The sequence below is a fragment of the Paenibacillus oryzisoli genome (assembly GCF_050467285.1).
GTDB classification, from domain to species: Bacteria; Bacillota; Bacilli; order Paenibacillales; family NBRC-103111; genus Paenibacillus_E; species Paenibacillus_E oryzisoli_A.
The window spans coordinates 12,741-34,752 of sequence record NZ_JBCMUN010000013.1; the positions used below are offsets into that span (position 1 = coordinate 12,741).

The 22,012-nt window shown below is 53.2% G+C and carries 15 protein-coding genes and 1 pseudogene; 3 read left to right on the forward strand and 13 right to left on the reverse strand.

Annotated features, from left to right (window positions below; translation table 11 throughout):
* Positions 1-20 precede the first annotated feature (20 nt).
* The gene (locus ABE504_RS22285) at positions 21-1,181 is read left to right on the forward strand and encodes an acyl-CoA dehydrogenase family protein (RefSeq protein WP_430092823.1); all 1,161 of its coding nucleotides are present in this window, start codon (positions 21-23) and stop codon (positions 1,179-1,181) included.
* Positions 1,182-1,196: 15 nt separating this feature from the next.
* Here ABE504_RS22285 and ABE504_RS22290 read toward each other — a convergent pair whose 3' ends face one another.
* From ABE504_RS22290 to ABE504_RS22300, 3 genes are all read right to left on the reverse strand, one after another.
* Positions 1,197-1,904: a PIG-L family deacetylase gene (locus tag ABE504_RS22290; protein ID WP_430092826.1), complete on the reverse strand. Its 708-nt coding sequence runs from the start codon at positions 1,902-1,904 to the stop codon at positions 1,197-1,199.
* Entirely contained in the window at positions 1,901-2,212 is a 312-nt protein-coding gene (locus ABE504_RS22295) for a DUF1806 family protein (RefSeq protein ID WP_430092829.1), read from the reverse strand. Before ABE504_RS22295 ends, ABE504_RS22290 begins: the two co-directional genes overlap by 4 nt.
* 118 nt (positions 2,213-2,330) lie before the next feature.
* Positions 2,331-2,681: a DUF805 domain-containing protein gene (locus tag ABE504_RS22300; RefSeq protein WP_430092832.1), complete on the reverse strand. Its 351-nt coding sequence runs from the start codon at positions 2,679-2,681 to the stop codon at positions 2,331-2,333.
* A gap of 180 nt (positions 2,682-2,861) precedes the next feature.
* Between ABE504_RS22300 and ABE504_RS22305 the strand changes: the two are divergent.
* A pseudogene (locus tag ABE504_RS22305) lies at positions 2,862-3,432 on the forward strand (class I SAM-dependent methyltransferase); the annotation flags it as partial.
* Between the two features lie 56 nt (positions 3,433-3,488).
* On the opposite strand, the gene ABE504_RS22310 reads toward ABE504_RS22305, so the two are convergent.
* The 5 genes from ABE504_RS22310 to ABE504_RS22330 all read right to left on the reverse strand — a co-directional run bounded on the left by ABE504_RS22310 (position 3,489) and on the right by ABE504_RS22330 (position 16,103).
* Complete coding sequence (locus ABE504_RS22310) at positions 3,489-4,586, reverse strand: BTAD domain-containing putative transcriptional regulator (protein WP_430092835.1); 1,098 nt, start codon at positions 4,584-4,586, stop codon at positions 3,489-3,491.
* A complete protein-coding gene (locus tag ABE504_RS22315; RefSeq protein ID WP_430092837.1) occupies positions 4,558-7,743 on the reverse strand; it encodes an ATP-binding protein in 3,186 nt (1,061 codons plus the stop codon). Before ABE504_RS22315 ends, ABE504_RS22310 begins: the two co-directional genes overlap by 29 nt.
* A 152-nt stretch (positions 7,744-7,895) precedes the next feature.
* Positions 7,896-10,976 (reverse strand): S-layer homology domain-containing protein, encoded by a 3,081-nt coding sequence (locus tag ABE504_RS22320; RefSeq protein ID WP_430092839.1) that lies wholly within the window; start codon positions 10,974-10,976, stop codon positions 7,896-7,898.
* 149 nt (positions 10,977-11,125) lie between these two features.
* The gene (locus tag ABE504_RS22325; protein WP_430092841.1) at positions 11,126-13,741 is read right to left on the reverse strand and encodes an S-layer homology domain-containing protein; all 2,616 of its coding nucleotides are present in this window, start codon (positions 13,739-13,741) and stop codon (positions 11,126-11,128) included.
* A gap of 4 nt (positions 13,742-13,745) precedes the next feature.
* Positions 13,746-16,103, reverse strand: coding sequence for a dockerin type I domain-containing protein (locus ABE504_RS22330; protein ID WP_430092844.1), 2,358 nt, complete (start codon positions 16,101-16,103; stop codon positions 13,746-13,748).
* A gap of 267 nt (positions 16,104-16,370) precedes the next feature.
* Between ABE504_RS22330 and ABE504_RS22335 the strand changes: the two genes are divergently transcribed.
* Positions 16,371-17,039: a response regulator transcription factor gene (locus tag ABE504_RS22335; protein WP_430092847.1), complete on the forward strand. Its 669-nt coding sequence runs from the start codon at positions 16,371-16,373 to the stop codon at positions 17,037-17,039.
* On the opposite strand, the gene ABE504_RS22340 is transcribed toward ABE504_RS22335, so the two are convergent.
* From ABE504_RS22340 to ABE504_RS22360, 5 genes are all read right to left on the reverse strand, one after another.
* Complete coding sequence (locus tag ABE504_RS22340; RefSeq protein WP_430092850.1) at positions 17,032-19,080, reverse strand: ATP-binding protein; 2,049 nt, start codon at positions 19,078-19,080, stop codon at positions 17,032-17,034. The genes ABE504_RS22335 and ABE504_RS22340 overlap by 8 nt on opposite strands.
* Positions 19,081-19,280: 200 nt before the next feature.
* Complete coding sequence (locus ABE504_RS22345) at positions 19,281-19,853, reverse strand: DUF4256 domain-containing protein (protein WP_430092852.1); 573 nt, start codon at positions 19,851-19,853, stop codon at positions 19,281-19,283.
* Between the two features lie 6 nt (positions 19,854-19,859).
* A complete protein-coding gene (locus ABE504_RS22350) occupies positions 19,860-20,567 on the reverse strand; it encodes a DNA alkylation repair protein (RefSeq protein ID WP_430092855.1) in 708 nt (235 codons plus the stop codon).
* Positions 20,568-20,665: 98 nt separating this feature from the next.
* Positions 20,666-21,094, reverse strand: a complete 429-nt coding sequence (locus tag ABE504_RS22355; protein ID WP_430092857.1) for an SRPBCC family protein — start codon at positions 21,092-21,094, stop codon at positions 20,666-20,668.
* Between the two features lie 143 nt (positions 21,095-21,237).
* Entirely contained in the window at positions 21,238-21,942 is a 705-nt protein-coding gene (locus ABE504_RS22360) for a glycerophosphodiester phosphodiesterase (protein WP_430092859.1), read from the reverse strand.
* Positions 21,943-22,012: the final 70 nt, after the last annotated feature.

A 22,012-nucleotide genomic window follows, 5' to 3' on the forward strand; every position in this document is an offset into this window, starting at 1 on the left:
AACTAAAGGAGTGGATACCGATGACCCGATTAATCGATGCGTATATACGCAATGAAGAAGAACGCGCATGGGCCGTTAAAATCGAGCAATTAGCCGCCCGCTTCGCCGAGCGCGCCCCTCAGCATGACCGGGAAGGCTCCTTCCCGTTTGATAATTTTGCCGAGCTGCGCGAAGCCGGCTACCTCGCGCTCACCGTGCCGCGCGAATTCGGCGGCGAAGAGCGCTCGCTCTACGAGCTCGTGCTGCTGCAGGAGCGGCTGGCCTACGGCGATGGCTCGACGGCGCTCGCCGTCGGGTGGCACATCGGCCAAATGCTGCACCTGCGCACGACCCGCAAATGGCCGGAGGCCGTGTTTGCGGAGCTGTGCCGCGCCGTCGTCACGGACGGCGCCATGATCAACACGTTTGCCAGCGAAGCGGCATCCGGCAGCCCAAGCCGTGGCGGCAGGCCGGAGACAACCGCCGTCAAGACGGATGGCGGCTATGTCCTCACCGGCCGCAAAACATTCTCCACGCTCGCCCCGATCCTCGACCGTTTCGCCGTTTCCGCCTACCTGCCGGAGGAGGACGCCACGGACGACTTCCTCGTGCACCGCAAGGACGGAGTGACGATGATCGAGACGTGGAACACGCTCGGCATGCGCGCGACGGGCAGTCACGACGTGGTCCTCGACCAAGTGTTGGTGGAGGAAACCTATCGGCTGCGCAAGCAAGGGATCGATGACGGCGGCGGCTGGCTGCTGCACATCCCCGCCTGCTACCTGGGCATCGCGATGGCCGCGCGCGATTACGCGCTGGACTTCGCCCGCACGTATCGGCCCAACTCGCTGAGCGAGCCGATTGCGGCGCTGCCCCCCGTCCGGCACACCATCGCGGAGATGGAGATCGCCCTGCGGACGGCGCGGACGCTTTTGTATACCGCAGCGGACCGCTGGGACAGCTGCGAAACGGCAAAAAGGCCGACGCTCCGGGAAGAGCTCGGCCTTGCCAAATATATCGCGACGAATCACGCGATTCAGGTTGTGGACCTGGCCATGCGCATCGTCGGCGCAGGCAGCTTGTCCCGCCAGCAGCCGCTGGAGCGGTACTACCGCGACGTGCGGGCGGGCTTGCACAACCCGCCGATGGACAGCACGGTCCAGCAGTTGCTGGCAGGGGCAGCCTTGGCGGAGAAGGCGTAGCCTGGCGGTGAGCTGCTAGAATAAATCGTCGTTGCTCCGGGCAGTTGCCGCCCGATCCCACTTCATAAAATACTCATATCGGCCCAGCTTCGCCAGCGCCTCACGATCCGGCAGCCAGACCCACTCGTCGATTTCGGTCTGGCAGCGGTGCGCGCGGAAGGCTGCGAGCTTCGCTGCTAGATGCGCCTGCACATCGATTCTCATGATGTCCTGAGGCGCAAAGCCGAACCGCTCCGGCCGCGTCATCGCGTCGCCGAAGGAAATGAAGTACAGCGAGCCCTGGTGTCCGGTTCGCTGGAACGCCGCCGTCGTCGCTTTGCCGATGGCGCAGTGGTCCGGATGTCCGCCCAGCACTTCGTGGAACGTCAGGACAACATCCGGCTGCACCTCCTCGATCAGCGCCGCGATGCGCGCGATCAAGCTTTCTTCCTCGACGAACTCTACCGTTTTGTCGCGTATATCGAAAAAAATCAGGCGCTTCACGCCCAGATGCTCGCACGCCTCGCGGAGTTCGAGCTCACGGGCCGCCGCCATCGTCTCTCTGTTGAGATACGGCGGGTTGCCCATGCGCCGGCCCATGTCGCCGCGTGTGGCGCTGACCAGCGTGATCTCCACGCCTTCGCCGGCATATTTGGCCAGTGTGCCGCCGCAAATAAAGGACTCATCGTCTGGATGGGCGAAGACGGCGAGCAGCTTTTTGCCTTTGTTCTTCGTCATGTTCATTCCGGAAACGGCTCCTTTCCCAGGTGCAGCGCGACGTTCATTCGGCCGCGGTCATCATACCCTGCCAGCAGCAGGCGTCCCTGCTCATCCACTTCATAGTGCGTGAGGGCCTCCATGCGCAGCCAGCCGTGCCCGTCGTAACGGAGCGCAGCCCGGTAGGGGCCGTCCCCCGCGATGAACGCGTGCGTCACGCTGATCTTGAAATTGCGAACGAACATATAAGATGTCGCTTCGCTATGCACATAGACGTCGGCCCCGACGAAATTTTGGAGCTCTTTGGCAACTTGAGACTTATCGATTATGTTCATGATGAATGGCTCACTTTTCTATAAGATTAGGTTGCTCCCCTATCGTATCATAAAAAGCTGCTTGAAACGCAGAAAAACCGCCCATCTCTTGCGCAGAGATGAACGGTTGATGCGAATGCTAGCCAAATTGCTTCGGATTCGGCCCGTATTGGTTATCGTACGGATCACTGTCCTGGCAAGAGAAAACAAGCAGAATAATGCCGCCGATGATTGGAATCAGCCCGATGAAGAGCCACCAAGCGCTTCTTCCTGTATCGTGCAATCTGCGGAATGATAGGGCCAGCGATGGCAGCAGAGTGCCTAGCGAATAAATAATGCTTAGTACCAATGGAATACCTAGAATGTTCTCTAGGATGCCAAGCATCACACCCGCCATCAGATTAAAAAGGAAAAACATCCAGTATTCTTTGCGCCGCGCCCTCCCGGAGAATCCTACGTAATTTTGCAGCACGTTTACATACCAATCCATTTGTACAAACCCTCCATTATTTTCGCAAAATTGCAACTTTTATCGACTTTATTTTACAGAAATCCTGGCAAATGTTGATAAATTTCTACGAAAGTCTCAATAAAGATTTGATAAAGTCCTCCACTCCCCTCAACCGCCAGTTGAGTTTTCCTAAAAATCAAATACCGCGTTATTGTTCATACCTCACAGGACCGCCCCATCACGATCTATGAGGAGGCCTACCAAACGCAGAACTACTACTGGGGCACGGAGCCTAATTCCGCTTGCTATCAAGTTTTGCAGCTATTCCCGCCAACAAGGCGCGTGAAACTATTGGATGTCGGTTGCGGGGAAGGAAAGGATGCCGTACTTTTTGCCAGAAACGGATACGACGTTATGGCATTTGACGTGTCAAGTGCAGGTGTTTAAGGCGGATATTCAAGACTATCGGTTGGATACGCAGGTCGATATTATTTTTTCCAGCGGCGTCCTGCACTATATGAAGCCGGAGTTTCGCCGAGAAATCTTCGATAATTATAAAATGTATACAAATCCAGGCGGTCTCCATGCGCTGAACGTTTTTGTGCAGAAGCCGTTTATCGCTCCTCCTCCCGAAAAAGAGCCTATCGCTTACAAATGGTACTCCGGCGAGCTTCTCGGCTGCTACCACGATTGGCTGGTGAGGGACAGCTCGGAGGTTGTGTTCGACTGTAACTCATCCGGGATTCCGCATCAGCATGCCATGAGCAAGCTAGTTGCGCAGAAGGTGTGAGACTAGCACAAATAAGGCCGAGATCCCCAACAAGCGGAAATACCGGCCTACTTCTATTACAAAATCACATCCTCCAACCGGCGATCGGGCAACGTGCCAAGCTCACGCTGCAGCAGCTGCTCCAGTTCGCGGTACTGCCTCATCGCCTCGTTTTTGCGGCCCAGCTCCGCGTACAAGCGCATCATTTTATAATGAATATCTTCCCGCATGGTATCCGTCTTGAGCAATTCGCCATAGCAATGCAGCGCTTGCTGCGGACGGTCATGGCGCAGATGATGCTGTGCGGTCAGCTCCAACAGATCAAGGTACTGCCGCTCTAACGAGCGGCTGAGCTCGCTCGCCCAATCATAGGCTCTTCCTTTCAGCAATGGGCCTGTATACAGAGCCTCTGCCTGTTCCAGCATAGACGCATTCTGGCCGGACGCTCGTCTTATTTCCTTGATTAACCGCTGGAATTCATATAGATCGCACCGCAGGCCATCCGATTCCAGACGGATTTCGCTCCCCGTCGTCGTGATCCCGCCGCCAGAACGATCGAATTCGACCGCTTTACGGATAAAGTACAGCGTCGAATTCAAATTTTTCAAGGCGTTGTCCGGGGCCAGATCCTGCCACAACGTATCCGTCACTTCCTCCCGGGCGACCGTTCCTTTGCAAGCCAGAAAGGCGAACAACTCCTCGGTTTTCGGACTCCGCAATCGAATCGTTTCTTGCTTCCCTTCGCTCGTGCTGCGCATAATTTTCAAACCGCCAAACAGCTGCACTTCCAGGTTCGGGACAGGCTCGTCCTCGCGACGAACTCTGCGAATCTTTTCCATCGTGACGGCCAGCCTTTCTGACGTAACGGGCTTGACGATATAGTCCAGCGCGCTAATCGCGTAGGCCCGTACCGCGTACTCATCGGAACCGGTCACAAACACGATATCCGTCCCCCGCACCATCCCCGTCAGCAGCTCTGACAGTCGCATCCCGTTAATATCGGGCATTGAAATGTCCAGAAAGGCGACATCGACGTTATGCGCTTGTGCATAATCATATCCTTCTTGGGGATCTAAGAAAGTCTCGATACTTCCGATGCCACCGATTTCCGACAAAAGGCGCTTCAATCTCCTTACCGCCATTTCTTCATCGTCTACGATCATCACTCGCAGCATACGCGTAGGTCTCCCCTCTTTCTAAAATATGGCCCGTCGGCAGCTCCATCTCGACCCGCGTCCCCTCGCCCTCCCGGCTGTCGATGCGTAATGTCGTCCCGTACAGCAACCGGAGGCGTTGGCTGATATTCCACAATCCGATACCTCCAGCCGCCGTATCCGGCTTCATAATCGAATCCAGCCGCTCTTCGCTCATGCCGCAGCCGTTGTCTTCGATGCTGATCAGCACTTTGCCAGGCTCCCGTTCGATGACCGATAATTTCACCGTACCCCCTTTCGAGCGGGACATGACGCCGTGTCGAATCGCATTCTCCACAATCGGCTGAATCACGAGAGGCGGAATCATCATCCCGAGGTTTGCCTCGAGTTCATATTCGACCTGCAGCCTTGCCCCGAATCTCGCCTGTTCGATAGCGACATAGGATTTCACAAGCTCCAACTCATTCTCCAGCGTTGTCATCGCCTCGAGGTGCTTGAAATCGAAACTGCTTCTCAAATAGCTCGAAAGCCTAAGCGTAAGCCGCTCCGCCTGTTCGGCATCGATGATGCACAGTTCAGCAATCGCCGTAAGCGCGTTATATAAAAAATGGGGCTTGATCTGCGAACGCAAAAAAGCGATCTCCGCATTTCTCGCGAGCTTGACTGACGATTTCAACTCGGTCAAATTACGTACGCGCGCCATCAGTTCCTCGGATTCGAACGGCTTCGCGACCACATCGTTCGCGCCGTTCTCCAGCGCGATCCGAATATCTTCACTGCTGTTCCGGGCCGTCAGCACAAGCACTGGCAATTCGAACGGCGAGAATCTCTCCCGAATGCGCCCAAGCACTTCATAGCCGGACATGTCCGCCATGATAATATCCAGCACGACAAGCGAAATATCCGAACGGCTGAACACCGTTTCTAAAGCGAGTTGTCCGCGGTCGACGACGATAAAGGTGCGTCCTTCCAGCTTGAACATGTTGATCATGCTTTGCAGATTCGCAAAATCGTCGTCCACCAGCAGAATCGACTCCTGCTCTTTGCCCGCGACGAAAAGCGGGTACTGGGGAGGGCGCACGCTGCCAATTTCGGCTAAGGGTGATGAGACGGACCTGACGGATTCGGTCGATCTGCCGTCAGCGAGAGGGTCCACCTTGTTACCGGCCAGCGGCAGTGTGAAGCGGAACATCGCCCCCTCCCCTAGCTCCGAATCGACTTCAATGCGCCCGCCGTGCAATTCCACCAGACGCTTCGTTATGCTGAGCCCGAGCCCGGCACCGCCGTATTGGGCTGCTCCGCCTTGCTCGAAGTCCAGGAAAATGCGCTCTCGCATCTCCGCAGCAATCCCAATCCCCGAATCGCTTACGCGCACTTCCATCCATTCTCCGATCGTGACAGCAGTCACCTCGACGACGCCCCGTTCGGAAAACTTAATCGCGTTCCCGACCAAATTGTGCAAAATTTGAATGAGGCGATTGCCGTCCGCATAGGCAGGAGGCAAATGATCCGACACCCCGTTAATAAGCTTCGTGCTGCTGCCCTCCAGCAAAAAGCCGTGAATCTGGATAACCGATTCAACATACGCTTTCACATCGACCGCGCTTCGCTGCAGCGCCAAGTCCCCGTGCTTGAGCCTGGAGTAATCGAGCAGTTCGTTCACCAGCACCATCAATCTTCTGCCACTGTCCACAACAATGGACAGGTTGCGCGTCTGCGTGTCCGACAGCGAGCCTTCCACGCCTTTTAGCAGGGATTCCGAAATATTGACGATTGCATTCAGCGGTGTACGCAATTCATGGGAGGTCGTGGACAGGAAATCGTCTTTGATTTTATCCAGCCGCAGCAGTTGATCCTTCATCCTGTTAACGGTCTGGTAAGCTTCGAAAAAACGCAGTACGACAACAGGCAGCATCACGACGTTAAAAATAACGATGCAAAACTGCGCCAGCCAGGCGCTTTTATGAATGCCCAAGGCGAAAAAAATGGTATCCAGTGAATACAAGTTAATCATTAAGACAGCCACGCACAGCATCAGCAATTTCAGCCGGGCTCCACGCTCGCCACGAACGAACAATTGCGCAGCGACGAGGAAATTCCAGAATTGAACGATTTGATACAAAACGATCACATAAACCTGAATGGGCGTATACGCATGGATCGATAGCATCGGAATGACGACCATGAAGCCGACCAATACGATCGATACAACTTGCGTAATCCTCAGCGACAGCTTGCTCCGATGCAAATGGTGAAAAAATAACGCCAAGGACAGGCAAGCAGACACGGAGATGAAATCTTTCATTTTATATAACACTTCGAACGAGAACATGCCATCCAATAGCGGAAATAGCGCCCGCTCCCCCATGAGCCCATGATAAAGCCCGAACAGGAGACAGATCATGGCGAGCAGGACAAGAGAATTGTCTCGGATGCGATAGGCGGATGCGGCCATGTAACAGATCAAATAAATCAGCGTTAGTGTGCCTAGGATGCTGAGCACGACGAAATCCTTACTTAGCGCCAGCTGCCTCTCCGTGATTAAGCGGTCGGCCAGTCCGAAACGCAACGAGTCGGTTATACCCGAATTGACATAATCGTAATTGGCGACCTGCACGATGATCTCCATGCGTCCCTGGACCGCGGAGAAAATACCAAGCTGCGGACTGTTACCTGAGCGATAGTCCGATGGGCCGCCGGATGTTCGTCCATCTGCGAGCAGCTTGCGCCCGTTCACATAAATCTCGCTGGCGAAGCGGATATTCGTTTTTTTCAGCGCCAACTCCTCAGCAGCAGGCAGTCCGGTCAACACCATGCGGTACGTAGCCGCTCCGTATGCCGGCAGTTTGATGCCGCCCAGCGGTTTTCCGTTCCACGGAGAGGGCACTTTTATATAAGAAACACTGCCTGTATCGGGCAAACTCGACCGCTGCTGAAAATCATCTGGCGTCAGCAGCTGATTCCAGTAGAACTCCCATTCACCGTCCAAGGGGATCACCGGATCTCGTTCGGGATTCCATTGCCCAAGATCCAGGACACCGTGCTGGACAATCCATTGGTTGGACCGTTCACTGCCCCCGACTTTCCCAGAAAGAGGAACGAGTGAAAAACCAATCAATCCGATTAGGCTGATAAGCAAGACCCTTGCGAACCAAGAGGCTTTTTCGTTTTGATGCACGCTCGCTTCCCCTCCCCGTGTACACCGATATTTAACGATATAAATGATTTCGTTGTCGAGATCGTGAATTCCTATTAGGTGATGCAATTTAAAATTGCAAGAAACCGCTTCGCTGTCGGCGAAACGGTTTCTTGGTCTGCACGAATTGCAGGTTAGATCAATTCGGATTTCTGAAGCAGGCGCTGCACAATGGCGGCAACTTCCGCACGCGTGATGTAGTCCTTAGGCGCGAGCAGACCCGAGCTTCTGCCCGATACGAGCCCAGCCTGGATACTATCCGCAACGCCGTCACGCGCCCACGAGGACAACTGTTCGGCATCGGTATAGGCATTTAGCATCGCTTCTACATCGTTGGTTTTACTCGTCAGCCCAGTAACCCGCATAGCTTTGGCGATCATAACCATCGCTTGCTCCCGGGTGATGCGGTCGTTCGGACGGAAGGTTCCGTCCTCAAAGCCCGAAATCAGGCTGTAGCCGTAAGCGGTGCTCACCGCACTGCTGTACCAATCTTGCGACTTCACATCCGAGAACGGTACGGCCCCGCCATCCAGCTTCAGTCCCAATCCGCGAACGAGGATGGCTGCGAACTCTGCCCGGGTAATATCCCGATCCGGATTAAACAAACCGTTGCCCGCACCTTCAATAATCATGCGTGACCCCATGCTGTTCACCGCGTCTTTCGCCCAGTGCTTCGCGACATCGCTGAATTCCAGCGGATGCCAGACAACGGCGTATGTGCTGTTGGTCAGGCTGTTAATACGGGCATAATGACGGTCTCCGTCGACGATGACTTTCGTTGGTACATGGCGCACAGTTCCATCCGAGTCCACGACGACAGCGGTCGTTATTTTAGTCGGATCCACATCGTTTGGAATCGTTATCGTGCGCTCCACATAGCTTCTGAATGTATTTAATGTCACTGTTTGTCCTTTATAAGAAACGACAATGTCAAAATCAACTGGAGGCGCAACCAGTTCGAGTTCGCTGGCTTGAGCGGCTGCTTGCACTTGTGGCTTGCGGTCATCAGAAGCATTGGAAATCTGGATCCGCACCGTCAGGTCCTCCAGCTTCACGTCCGTCCCCAACTTCTCGGCCATGCCAGCGATATTCACTTGCGAGGCCGGGAGTGTATAGCTGCCTCGATCCGTCGCGATTTCGATCTGCGCGCCATGCGTCTCGAGCGCTTTCACCAGGCTTCCGTCCAGTTGTCCGACAACAACTGCACTGTCGCCGCTTACTGGAATCGTCAGTTTTTTGCTGTTTTCACGGCTCAGCTTGTCACTTACTTTGCCGCTGTCGAGCACAACGGTTGTTACTTTGCGTCCATCCACTGTCTCTTGCTGAGCCTTTGCCAGTTGATCCAGCTTCACACCATCGATGATGATGTCAACGCCGGGATCGCTTGATGGTGTTGAATAGCCTGGATCGCTATCGGGATCGGGTCTAGCCGCAACCGTTACCGTCGCGTGCGCTTGCTGCCCTTCATATTCCGCGGTGATAACAGCTTGTCCGTTCGCTACCGCTGTTACAAGTCCTGTCGAGGCATCTACAGTAGCGACATTCGTGTCGCTTGACGAGTACGCAGTGCCGGAAGTTACATCAAGGGTGCTTTGATCGGAATATACCGCGGTTACGACCGTTTCATGCGTATCTCCGATGTACAGCGAGTACGCTGATCTGTCCAGTTGGAGGTTCGTCATCGTGACTGGCGGCTGAAAATAAGCGGTATACGTGGTATGCGCGTTAATCACAACGGAAGCCAGTTCGGTACTGGAAAGGAACGTTGTTCCTTCATCGTTGCTCCATCCGAGGAACGTATAGCCTGGATCCGGCGTTACCGTCGGAACGGAAACCGGGGAACCGCCTTGGGCAACGTTCTCGCTGTTTGGGGTAGGGCCGCTCATACTGCCGCCTTCTTGCTTGGCATACGTGACTGTGTACGTCGGAATCGGTGTCCAAACCGCATATAACGAAATACTTTGCGTCATAGGGATCGTATCCCCCGCCGCATAGACGGCAGTCGTTGCAGTAGGCGATGTCGCCCAGCCTGCGAAAGTGCTGTTCGTTTTGAGCAAGCTGCCTTGGCCCGCTACCACAGCCGATTCGTTCGGCTTGTAGGCGATCTTCTCCGACGGCACGGAGCCTGATGTATTGCCATTGCCGTTGTAAGTAACGGTCGACCTCAGTACCACGATATTGCCGCGAGCCGAATTGCTACCGTAGATATAACCTTGGCTGTCTACCGCGACATCGATTGTAGAGATCTGACCGCTTGAATCAGGAATGGCCGGAACGTCTGTCCAGTCATCAGAGCCGCCATGATAGGCAAGCTTCTTCACGCTTGCAGTGGCCAAGTTAATCGTATACAACGTAGCGGAACGATCGACAGCGATGCCGTAAGGAATGAACAGAGACGTCCCCTGTGGTGAAGGTGTAATATCCGTCCAGCCTGATGCCCCTGCCTCCCGTTTTAAAATCTTCCCTCCCCCTGACATCATCCCTGACGTCGGTACCATACTGACATACAGGGTGCCGTCTCCATCCGTGGCAAGATCAAACCCGATCATATTGGGGAAAGTTGAATCCGAAATATCCTGCCAGGTTTCCAGACCGCTCGGCAGCTTCCAAACCTTCGGTTTAGCTACCGTGCTTTTGGTACTCGTAGTCGTATCAGTATCTACCACATACAAGTTGCCGTTCGGGTCTTCCGCTACCCCCATAACATAGCGCATCGTCAGATTATACGTAATGTCGGTCCACGTCCATGGGTTTGTGCTCGTCGTCAATTTCAAGACGCGCGCGACATTGTTTTGAATATCAATCCCAGAGTTCTTATCATTATCGGTTACATAGATACCTCCGTTAGTACCAAACGCAATGCCGACAGGATATGTGACCCCTGCATTATAGGTAATATTGGTAACACTTTGGTCATCGGGCGAAATTTTCAATATAGAGCCGCTGCCTACTACGCTGCTGCCGCCCAATGCGGCATTCACTCTAGGCATAATCATATTACCGTCTCCGTCAAAAGTTAACGTATACGCTATACTGCCCATCGTGCCAGCCGCCGTATAATCCAGCCAGTTCAATGGCCCTGTGTACGGCGGAGCAACTGGATTCGGCCGTGCATTAGCCGTTCCGCCGTAAGGGACAAGCAAAGCAATCATAAGCACAAAGCTCAGCATCACGCCAACTGCTTTGGTTAATGCGTTCCGTCTCATCGTTGTCATCCTCATTCTCTCCCCATGTGTCATGTTTTTCGACAGTATTCGAGGATATTATACAAAACGCCGATAAACAAGAAATGAACAAGAAAAGAGGATGTGCGCTGCGCACATCCTCTTCTTCCTCTTTAACCGTTCTGCACTCCGCGCACAGCTTACGGCTGCTCCACCCAGCTCTCCGTATCTGCAGCATCCTTGGTAAATCGATGGGCTACAGACGCTTCCAGGATATCGGCGAAAGCCCAATGCGTCTTCGGCACGTCGCTCCAAGGCGAAACTTCCAACTCTCCACCCGATTTGCGGCCTAGCATTCGATTGATCATCGTCACGGCTTCCGCACGGCTGATATACTGCTCAGGCAGGAAGCTGCCATCCTCGTAACCCTGCATGATTCCGGCTCCCTGAACCTTCGCAATTGCTTCATTTGCCCAATGGTTTGCGGTATCCGTGAACCCTTTCCCAGTGGTACCACCCGTGATCTGTGCAGCCGCCAGACTCGCCATCTCCGCACGGGTAATCGGCTTATCCGGGGCAAACGTACCATCCGGATAGCCGTTCATCAGCTCCATCACGGTAACTTCGGTAATTCCAACTGCTGCCCAGTAATCGGCAGGTACATCTCTGTAGTTAATGTCCTTGGCATTCGCATCCTTCACAATGACTCTGGACAAAATCGTCGCCATTTCGGCACGGGTAATCATCTTATCTGGACCGAACGTGCCGTTCGTATACCCCTCCATATAGGGAGTGTGACTCTCCACCTTCAAATCCAGATGAACGATTGAGAATGTACTGAACTTGCTGACCGAGAACTGCAAGCCCCAATCGCCTTCTGAAGCGCCATACTCCACCAGTTGGCCATAGAGCAGTTCCTTCGTACCGTCGCTATGCTCGACATAGACGGCAAGGTTCGCCAGTTCCTCACGGCTTAGCTGCACGTCCTTGAGCGGCATAACGAGATTCACCTTGCGGTTTTGTAAATTCGTTTCAATCGTCATAGGGCGGCCCACAATGGTGACGCCATGGTCGCCGACTACCGTCAGCACGATCTGATCTTGATCTGCACGCGTTTTGATCTCTTGCTTCTCCTCGTTCCTCTTGATCGGAACAAAGCGGAAGTACAAATCGTCGTTGAAGTCTTGAAGGGAGTCGTTCGGGATGCTGACTTTTACGTTATCCGTCACAATGCCGATATCGATATTGGCGCCTGCGAACAGACCACTTGCTGCTTTGGGCACGGTCACGTTGACTTCGGACACTTCATCCTTCGCATCCGGAATCATAATGTTGGCCGTCTTCAACCCGGCTTCCCGAATAGCGACAACCGATTGCTTCGCCTGTTCGGTCGTCAGCAGCACTTTATCGCTTTTTGTGCCGTCGGATTTCGTCGTTCTCTCAATTTCAGCCTTCGAAACCGGGGCCGTATCCTTTGATCCCGGCGCCTTCACGTCAACTTGAATAATCTCTTTTGTCGGCCCTTGGGCCGAGCCCCTGGACTCCTCTTCCTGCGATACCGTCACGCTGCCTGCCCGAAGCGTCTTCGTCATTTCCACGCCGAGCGCGTCCGTCAACGTAAATTGCTGGAGGTCAGCCTCGTCAGCGATAGTCAAAGCTTTCACACCGTAAGACGCTGTAGCTTTGATTTTAAAAGTGACCGTAAATAGGCTTTGGCCACCCGCTATGAGATAGTCGCCGCCGGAGCTGTCGACCCAAGCCGTTTTCAGATAGCCGTCTGTATTGCTGTAGACGCTGTCGAACACGGCCGCTTGCGGACCGGCAATGCTTACGATTTCAAGCGCCTCAGCATCGAAGGCAACGCGCATTCCGAACGAACCGACACCGGACGATGCCGTACTCAAAGTAACCGGAACCTTCACGACTGTACCTGGCTGGTTGTCCGCCGTTCCGATGGAGACGGAAGCTGCCGCCCCGGTTGCCGTCACAGGACCCGCTACCGTACTGAATACCGGCGATCCGGAGGTTGTACCGCCTGATGCGACCGGCGTCACCTCAAAAAGGATGTATTTGCCCAGTTGATCGTTCCCTAATTCGAAGGTCTTGCCCGTTGCCGCCGGAATAGGCGTTTTATCTGAACCGGCCGAATCGCTGGCCTGGTACCATTGGTAGATAGACACATCTGCTTCCGAATTACTCTCCGTGTCTGCATACGTATAATTCGCCGTCAGCGTCTCGCCGACATTCAACGTACCGCCGATGCTCGCATTGCTGGCTGTTGGAGCGTCATTCAGTACGGTCACCTTACCCGAAATCAAGTTTGTAATTTCAACCGGATCGTCGATCGAATACGAACCGCCGGCTATCACAATATCTGTGTCTCCCGGGGGAGCAGCAGGGTTAATAACAAACTTCATCGTAAACACTTGTTTTCGCTCGTCGATAAAAAGATTTGGGAACGTATCCGCCTTGACGTACACGCTGCCCGTGACTGATTCCGAAGTGTCGAATGTCGCAGCTTCCGCATCATTTGCGATGTCTCCAGCTATCGTCAATACGTTGGGATCGTAATTCACTTGCAATGTATATTTCCAAAAGCTGTCGTCCTCCATTAAAGCGATCCCCGGCTGCATATATACGGCGACAGACACCGTTTCCCCTCCGCGACCGGCAGCACTGATGACTTCCGCTTGGAACGCCGATACGGGTTCCGCTTGGGCCATCGGCAGAAGGCCAAGCATCATGCAAGCCATCAGCAGCAGCGTAACGGTATTGCGAAACGAACGTTTCGTTAAGAAAGATTGAAGGTTTCTCAAGCGGTCACACTCCCTTTCCGAGGTAAATGCCCAAAATCAGCTGGGCGTCATCCGCATCGACATCATTGTCGCCGTCCATATCTAGCGCTTTGAGCTGCTCGTCGGTCAGCGTCAGTTTCCCTTGCGTGTATCTTGTTACATATAACGCATCTGCCGGCGTGATGACTCCGTCTCCATTGGCGTCGCCCTTCAACACTCCAACCACGCCATACGCCGAGCTGCCGGCCGCAATACCCGGTGTATGGCCAGAAGCTGCCGCAGGCGTCACTTCGAAAAGAATGAACTTGCCGTACTGCTCCGCCTTCAGCGTCAGCGTCTTCGAGGTCGCGCCGCTAATAGCGGTTTTGTTCGTCCCCACGGCATCGTCGGCTGTGTACCATTGAAACGTCGTGCTTGCTTCATCGTCGCCATCTGTATCTACATACGAGTAGCTGCCGGTCAGCGTCTGATTAAGCATCAGCACGCCTGTAATCGTGACGCTCGCTGCCGTCGGCGCTTCGTTCGCAAGCACAGCGCTTGCGCTGGTATGCGCAGCTGGTGTCCCCGTCAGCGTACCCACAGTCGCTACCGGCGTTACTTCAAAGATGATGTATTTGTCCGCTTCAGCGCTCGTCAGATTCAGCGTCGTCGTCGTTGCACCGGAAATGGCTGTTTTACCCGTTCCCGCAGCATCCGTCGCCGTGTACCATTGGAACGTTGTCACGCCCTCGGGATCGCTCTCCGTGTCTGCGTACTGATACGTACCTGTCAAGGTATGTCCTTCTTTCACTGTACCTGTGATGCTGACGCTCGCTGCCGTCGGCGCTGCGTTCGCAAGCACCGCGCTTGTGCTAGTATACGTAGCCGGTGTTCCCGTCAGCGTACCCGCAGTCGCTACCGGCGTTACCTCAAAGATGATGTATTTGCCGACTTCAGCGCTCGTCAAGTTCAGCGTCGTCGTCGTTGCGCCGGAAATGGCTGTTTTGCCCGTTCCCGCAGCATCCGTCGCCGTGTACCATTGGAACGTTGTTACGCCTTCAGGGTCACTCTCCGTGTCTGCGTACTGATATGTACCTGTCAGGGTATGACCGGTCTTCAGCATGCCGCTGAAGCTGACATCCGTTACTGTCGGCTTATAGTTGGATGGCCCCAGCTGAACCACGCGAACCTGATTAACTCCGTTATTCTCCACAAATATCGCATATAAACTGTCATTGTATTCAACCAGAGAGCCGAAAGTCGCATTTGCCGTGGCACTTTTGTTCAGACCTTTGGCACCCCCGCTATCGGCGGACGTCCACGAAACACCGTCATACTTTTTGACGCGAATTTGATAGACATTGCCTTCATGCCAAGTCGCATACAAATCCCCATCAAATTCGATCATTCTGACCATGTAGGCGCTCGCTGTGCTGCTGTTATTAATACCATTTACCGGATCGTCGCCATCTGCGGGCGTCCATGATGCCCCGTTATACATTTTCACACGAATTTGATCTTTGGAATTATTATTCGACTCCTTCCAGGCAAGGTAAAGATTGCCGTTGTACAGAGCCAGATTTGGGGTGCTGGCTGTTTTGGCTGTGTTGATGTTCAAGCCTGTCGAGCCGTTACCGTCAACAGGAACCCAGTTCGTACCGTCAAAAGACTTGACGCGAATTTGCGTCACGCTGCCGTCCGACTCTTGCCATGCAAGGTACAATTTATTTCCATAAACCATAGCGCTCGGCATCTGAGCAGATTGCGTTGTATTCTTATTTAATGCACTGCCGCCATTAAGTGGGGTCCATGAAGAGCCTCCGCCGTATTTAGCCCCCCGGAGTTGATTAATACCATTGCCTCCCGCCTCGTCCCAAAACAGATACAGCGAGTTGTCGTAGACGATCAGATTCGTGTTCTTTGCGTTAGTGTTGACGAGCGCATTGAGGCCGCGAGCTCCGTCGCCGTCAACCAAGTCCCAGGAAGTGCCGTTGAATTTGGCGACCCGCGCTTGCCAATAGGGGGCTTCCTGCTCTTCCCAGGAGGCGTACAGCGTATTGTCGAATATGACCAAATAAGGATTCGATGCATTTTTCGAAGCATCTTTATTCATCGGGGCATTGTTGTCGGCCGTCACCCACGCGCCGTTCTCGTACTTTTTGGCACGGATCTGGTTAGCGGAACCGTTCGATTCCGTCCATACAGCAAACAGGGTACCGTCAAAATCAATGAGCCTCGGATAAATGGCGTTCTTCGTCGCATCAATGTTAAGCCCATCCGTTCCGTCGCCATCGACAAAGCTCCACGATACCGCTGAAGCAGGAAGCCCCTGCAGCAGGAACAGCGCGATCATCAGTGCCATAACAGCCGGGAGACCGAAACGTGTAATCCAAGATTTTTTCAAGCTAAGCCCTCCCTCAAAGTCCTTACTATGTTTCTCCTACGCTAATCCAAACCATTTCAAACAGTCTAAAAGACCCAAAAAACCATCAAACCTCACCTGCTTTTTGACATAAAACGACAAAATAACCGTACTTCTCTCTCCATTGTATGAAATTTGTCCTATATCGGCATAGTGACGAATAGTCACTTTTTTTCGCATGCATGTATGTTGGTGGGAGCTTGATTGAAGTATAATAGAACCATAAAAGGGAGGAGTGGGAGCAAAAGGATGCACAGCCCTTTAAAAGTGATGGTTGTAGAGGACGACGCCCTATTAAGAAGCGGACTGGAGGTTATTATTGCTGCTGAGGATGGGATGGAGGTCTGCGGCGCGGCACAGAACGGACTAGAGGCACTGCAATTGTTGGAAACTTTCCGTCCGGATGTCATTCTGATGGATGTGCAAATGCCCCAAATGGACGGCCTCACCTGCATTCGAGAAATCCGCAAGCGGGATGTGGCACTGCCGATTCTTATTTTGACTACATTTAATGAAGAGGAATATATTTTTCAGGGACTTGCCGACGGCGCCAGTGGTTATATTCTGAAAGGTCTCGATTTCGAAAAGCTGGTTCAGGCGATTCGGGATACCGTAAACGGGCAGTTTGTGCTGCCGGCCGAGGTGGCCGTCAAGGTTGCACAATACGCTGCAGGCAACAGTGATTTTATGAAGGAACAACGGTTAAAGCAATTTTTCGAAACGAATACGCAATTTTCCAAATCGGAGCATCCGATCATGGCTTTGCTGCTCAAGCGATGGTCCAACAAGGAGATTGCCGACAGCTTGTTCCTTACCGAAGGAACGATCAAGAACAAACTGTCTGTCATCTATAACAAGCTTGGCGTTCAGAATCGCCAAGACGCCATCCGCTGTTTGGAAAGCAATTTCCTCAATTAATCCTCTCCCGATATGCAGGCAGAATAAAGTAAAATACGCTGCCTGCCTCCGATTCGCTTCGGACCCCAACCCTTCCCTGATGCTGCTCCACGATTTCCTGCACAATGGCAAGCCCGAGACCGCTGCCCGATTCGTTGTGATCTCGGTTGGTATAGAATCGGTTGAAAACTTGCGTCTGCTCAGCTTCCGATAAGCCCTTGCCTGAGTCGGCCACTTCAAACACGAATTCGCTGCCTGTTCCATTGGCATCCGGCTGTATCTTGCCGCGGAGCTCGACCGCATCGCTGATGCCTTTGCTGAATTTGACGGCATTGGCCAACAGATTCTGGATCACCTGAAGCATCCGGAATCGATCGATCCGGACAAAGAAAGGGGCGGCTTCGCTGTCGGCGCCTGTTATTTTTTTTCGTAAAATCATCCCTTCTCCGTTTAAATCCGCCTCGAATCTGATATAAAGCTCTTCCATCCATGCCCACACCTCCACCTGTTCCAATTGGAACGCCATATTCCGGGACTCCAGTTTGGACAGCTCGAACAAATCGTCAACCAATCGCTTGACGTAGCTTGTCTTGTCCAACAACTGCGCGGTCATCGTCGGATTGTCCGCCGTCAATTTTCCTCTCGCCATCAAATGCAGACAAGTCTGAACGGCTACCAAAGGGGTGCCCAAATCATGCGCAATATTCGCCAGCATTTTCCTTCGACGCTCATTAGCCTCATGCAGACTGCGGGTTCGGTCGTCCACTTTGCGCTCAAGAAGTCGATTCGCCTCGCCAAGCTCCTCCACTAGCGCGTCATTTCGTCTGGACAGCCGTACATACCGGTGTGAGACAATGACCGCCTGGGCCATCATAAATGGCACGATGCTGTAGTCGAGCAGTTCGACCGTGTCCGCCATTCGCAAGTAATACAGTGTATCGTTCACCAAAGCACAGCCGATCAGGAGCAGAGCTGCCATATGAATTAGCGCGCCTTCCCGCTTGCGCAGATATGCTTTTATGCCAACGTAGATAATGAAGTAGAGCAGAAAGACAGCTTTTATGATCGTCTGGAGCAGCATAGACTCTGTGTAAATGCGGGCGGGCGTCAGACAAATAAACAGGAACAGGAGTGCCGCAACGATCACGGCGAGCTGCAGCATCCGCTTGTGAACCTCATGGGGATACAAGCTTTTCATGAGAAACACTAGCGTGATGAAGGCGGCAATTTCACTCAAATATTCCAGCCTGGTCAACCATTCCCAGCTTTCGATATGAAGAAGCTCGGTGGACAAGTACCCGTTAATGAACATCGTTCGCATCGCAACGGCAATCGCGACAAGACCTACGAATAAGGACGGATGATCCCGTTTTCTCATACCGCACATCACAAGATGGTAAACGCCGATCATCAGAAAGCCGCCAATGACAAAAATATCGTAGAGCATCTCCTTGAGGATGCCGGGAATTAGAGCATCCGTATCGCCGTATACGATATCCCTATTGATGCCACCCTCCCGAAACGAGTAGTTGGATACCTGAATAACGATCTCCATCGTCATGTGTCTAGGCTGAAAAAAGACGAGATTCACATGGGACTTCGGCTGTTCTTCCGTCAGACTGGTGCCCACCTGGCCGAGTCCCGGCTTTTCTTCCCCGTCAATCCACAATCGATAAGCGCTCCCGATCGCGCGAAGAAACAAGGCCTTGCTCTGGCCCAGATCGGATTCCGGCACCTGCAGGAGCAGACGGTAGGTGCCGTAGCCTCTGCCCGAGCTGTCCATGCCGGAAAGTGAGGCGGCAGTCCATGATGAGGGCACGGTTATATAAGCAGGCCTCAAGCCGCCCTTCGCAAAATCCACGGGAGCCAGCAACTGCTGCCAGTAAAACTCCCACTCCCCGTGCAAAGGAACAATCCTCTGATTCTCAGCCCCATAGCCGGTAATATCAAGCACACCTTCCCTCGGCTGCGCACTAGACTCCGCTGCCGCCGTAAATGGCTGTAACGAGCTTGACAGTATAACAATCCAGAATGCCAGTATGACAAAAGACTTCATTTTCATGCTGAACCGCCTTCAATTCCGAAGAATGGTATTGTTTTTCTTAGCTTAATAGTATAAGAAAAACCTAGCGGCGGGCTAGGTTTTTATCAAAATCATATGGCTTTTACCTGAAACTAATTAAACAGCCTCATTTCGGCGGCTTTGACGTGGCAGGGCAACTGCTCGTAAGTTCCCAAATCTTGTATGATCACCCCCCGTATCTAAACCCTTAGCGAGCCGCGGAACCCTCTTGCCCCATAGTAGGATTCTGCTCCGTTGTGGTACACGAAAACCGTATCGTAACGACGATCGCAAAAGATTGCCCCACCGAGTTTTCTAATACTATCGGGTGTCTTCACCCAACTGGAAGTTTTCAAATCGAAATTTCCCAGCTTCTGCAGCTCCCGGTATTGTTCTCCGGTTAAAAGCTCAATGCCCATGTCAGCCGCCCATTCGACCGCGCTATTGTGCGGTTTATGCTCTTTCCTAGACTCCAGCGCTTCACGGTCGTAACAAACACTTCGGCGGCCTTTCGGACTTTCGGCTGAACAATCGCAAAAAATGTACGCGCCAGTCGTTTTGTCATGGTCCACAACATCCGGTTCACCGCCGGTTCTCTCCATTTCATGAAGCGTCCACAGTTTTTCAGGATGATCTTCGAGCTTATCTTGTACATCAGTCCATTCAAGGCCCTGATGGCGGTTCATATTCTTCTCAAACCGGACTTTCAATGTTTGGATCAATCCTTCACGTTGTTCCGGCAACAATTCCTTGGCACGGCTAATCTCACTCATTGCCATTTAGCACCTCACATATTTACGCTTAAAACCGAGCTGCCCTCGAGCCACGGCTTTTTGAATATTGTCGGAAGCGTTCAAGAACTTGCTTTTTTTCTTGTCACCTTGGACTTCTACCGGACCGACTGCCTGTGCTGTCTCAACCGCCCGTTCGTGGAGCGCCGAATACGATGTCGCCACAGTGAAGATAAAGTTATTCATCGCGTATTTGGTTCGTTCAGGCGCATCATGAATCGTCTCTTGTACAAGTGTAAGCATATCGGCCAATTTACTTTCAGCAAACTCACCGTCCGGACGGCTGCCCAGCAACCAGCAATAACAGCTCCACCCCGCTGACCTTCTCAGCTCTTTGCCGCTTGCAATCCATCGATCGGCAACAGCTTGGGCAATATCCGTTTCCGCTAACGTGACGGCAACGACATAGTCGGACAGCATATAAAAATAAGCGTCCTCGATCCATCGCTCAAAGTCCGCTTCCGTCATGGCTTTCGGATCTGCGATGACGCCGGCAAAGTACATCGCGTCGTAGTTCCCTGTGGCATAAAGCTGTTCGGCCAGTGGCTGATTTTTCTTTATTTGTTTAGACATCGGCTTCATCGCACCTGTCGCTATGCCAAAAAGCGGCTCGTGCGCACCGTTCGATATGTACATTTTCTTAAGTCGTTCCTTGCCGAGACTTTCAAGTTCTTGCATAACGGCTTCTACATTCATGATGTAAACGCTCCCTTCCATGAATACCTGCCAGCGCAGCCAAATAGGCCGAAGCAATGAACGCTCACTGCTTCAGCCTATTTATGCTCGTAGAGTCCCTACACGTGCTCCTCCGCATGCTTCTTGAAATTGTCCAAAATCGCCTGCCACCCGGCCTGCTGCATCTCGGGCGCATTCTGGCTTTCCGCCTCGAACGTCTCCACAACGCGTGTCGCGCTGCCTTCACGAATAAAATCGATCTTCACCTGCCGGCCGTCGCCGATCGTGTAGGCAATGTGTTCGTGAGGACGAACATCATCATAAACACCGCCGAAGTCGAAGCCGAAGCTGCCGTCCTTCGCTTCCATACGCGAGGAAAAGCTGCCTCCGACTCTCAGATCATTCTCAGCGCGAGGCGTATGCCAATCCGGGGAAGCACTGTTCCATTGGATAATGTGACGCGGCTCTGTCCAATACTCCCAAACCTTCTCAACAGGGCTTTGAATCAGTGCCTCTACCTTCAGAATTGCCGGTTTGCCAGTTTCCATGCCTGCAGCCTCCTTCAAGATCATCCTTCTATTCTTGTCCATCATACCATAAGTTCAATCTTGGGTAATCCTTCCATTCCCACCATCAGCCAATTAGCTGCAAAAAAAAGAGCCAAAGCATTCAGAATGCCGGCTCCTTTCCGTTATTTAGATGCAAATACGCCCGCCCATCGCTCCAACTCATTTGTGCAAGCCCAAATGTGCGGGTAGCGCGACCGCAAATTCTGCATATCCGCCTCGTCGTCAATCGTCCAGGCGATCAGTTGGATGCCTTCTTCACCGCAGCGATGAACGAACTCGTCCGTTAAATAAATATGTTTGACGGAGACGTACTTCGCGCGAATCTCGCGAGCGAGCGGGAACACGGCCGGCGTCGCCCCGTAAAGGACCAGCCCCAGCTCGAGGCTATCGGACAGCTCCCTCATGCGAACCACCGCGTAATGGTCGAACGAGGTGACGAAGACCTGATCCTGCACCCCGGCAGAATGAATCGCGGCTAGCACCTTTTCCTCCAGCCCCGGATACAGCGCCCCGCTCTGCTTCAGCTCAATGTCGACCTTGGCCCGGTCTTTGGCCAGCAGCAGCACTTCCTCCAGCGTCGGAATCGACTGCCCCCCGCCCGCATCCAGCTCGCGGATTTGCGCAAACGTAAAGTCCGCTACGCGCCCGGTCCCGTTCGTCGTCCGGTTCACGGTCGTATCGTGAATGACGACAGGCACGCCGTCCCGCGTCAGCTGAACGTCGAGCTCCAGGTGACTGTAGTTCAACTCTAAAGCGGCCTGAAAAGAGGCCATCGTATTCTCCGGATACTTCTTCGGGTAGCCTCTGTGTGCAAGTCCAGTGATCATATCGAGATGTCCACCTCCGGTTATAGTGAGTACCTCACCATCATAACGCAAATTGGGACAACCGACCACT

Bases quoted from the DNA above. Each gene is read 5' to 3' on its own strand.
- ABE504_RS22285 (WP_430092823.1), top strand. From the start codon at position 21: ATGACCCGATTAATCGATGCGTATATACGCAATGAAGAAGAACGCGCA.
- ABE504_RS22290 (WP_430092826.1), bottom strand. From the start codon at position 1,904: ATGAACATGACGAAGAACAAAGGCAAAAAGCTGCTCGCCGTCTTCGCC.
- ABE504_RS22295 (WP_430092829.1), bottom strand. From the start codon at position 2,212: ATGAACATAATCGATAAGTCTCAAGTTGCCAAAGAGCTCCAAAATTTC.
- ABE504_RS22300 (WP_430092832.1), bottom strand. From the start codon at position 2,681: ATGGATTGGTATGTAAACGTGCTGCAAAATTACGTAGGATTCTCCGGG.
- ABE504_RS22310 (WP_430092835.1), bottom strand. From the start codon at position 4,586: ATGCTGCGAGTGATGATCGTAGACGATGAAGAAATGGCGGTAAGGAGA.
- ABE504_RS22320 (WP_430092839.1), bottom strand. From the start codon at position 10,976: ATGACAACGATGAGACGGAACGCATTAACCAAAGCAGTTGGCGTGATG.
- ABE504_RS22335 (WP_430092847.1), top strand. From the start codon at position 16,371: ATGCACAGCCCTTTAAAAGTGATGGTTGTAGAGGACGACGCCCTATTA.
- ABE504_RS22340 (WP_430092850.1), bottom strand. From the start codon at position 19,080: ATGAAAATGAAGTCTTTTGTCATACTGGCATTCTGGATTGTTATACTG.
- ABE504_RS22345 (WP_430092852.1), bottom strand. From the start codon at position 19,853: ATGAGTGAGATTAGCCGTGCCAAGGAATTGTTGCCGGAACAACGTGAA.
- ABE504_RS22350 (WP_430092855.1), bottom strand. From the start codon at position 20,567: ATGAATGTAGAAGCCGTTATGCAAGAACTTGAAAGTCTCGGCAAGGAA.
- ABE504_RS22355 (WP_430092857.1), bottom strand. From the start codon at position 21,094: ATGGAAACTGGCAAACCGGCAATTCTGAAGGTAGAGGCACTGATTCAA.
- ABE504_RS22360 (WP_430092859.1), bottom strand. From the start codon at position 21,942: ATGATCACTGGACTTGCACACAGAGGCTACCCGAAGAAGTATCCGGAG.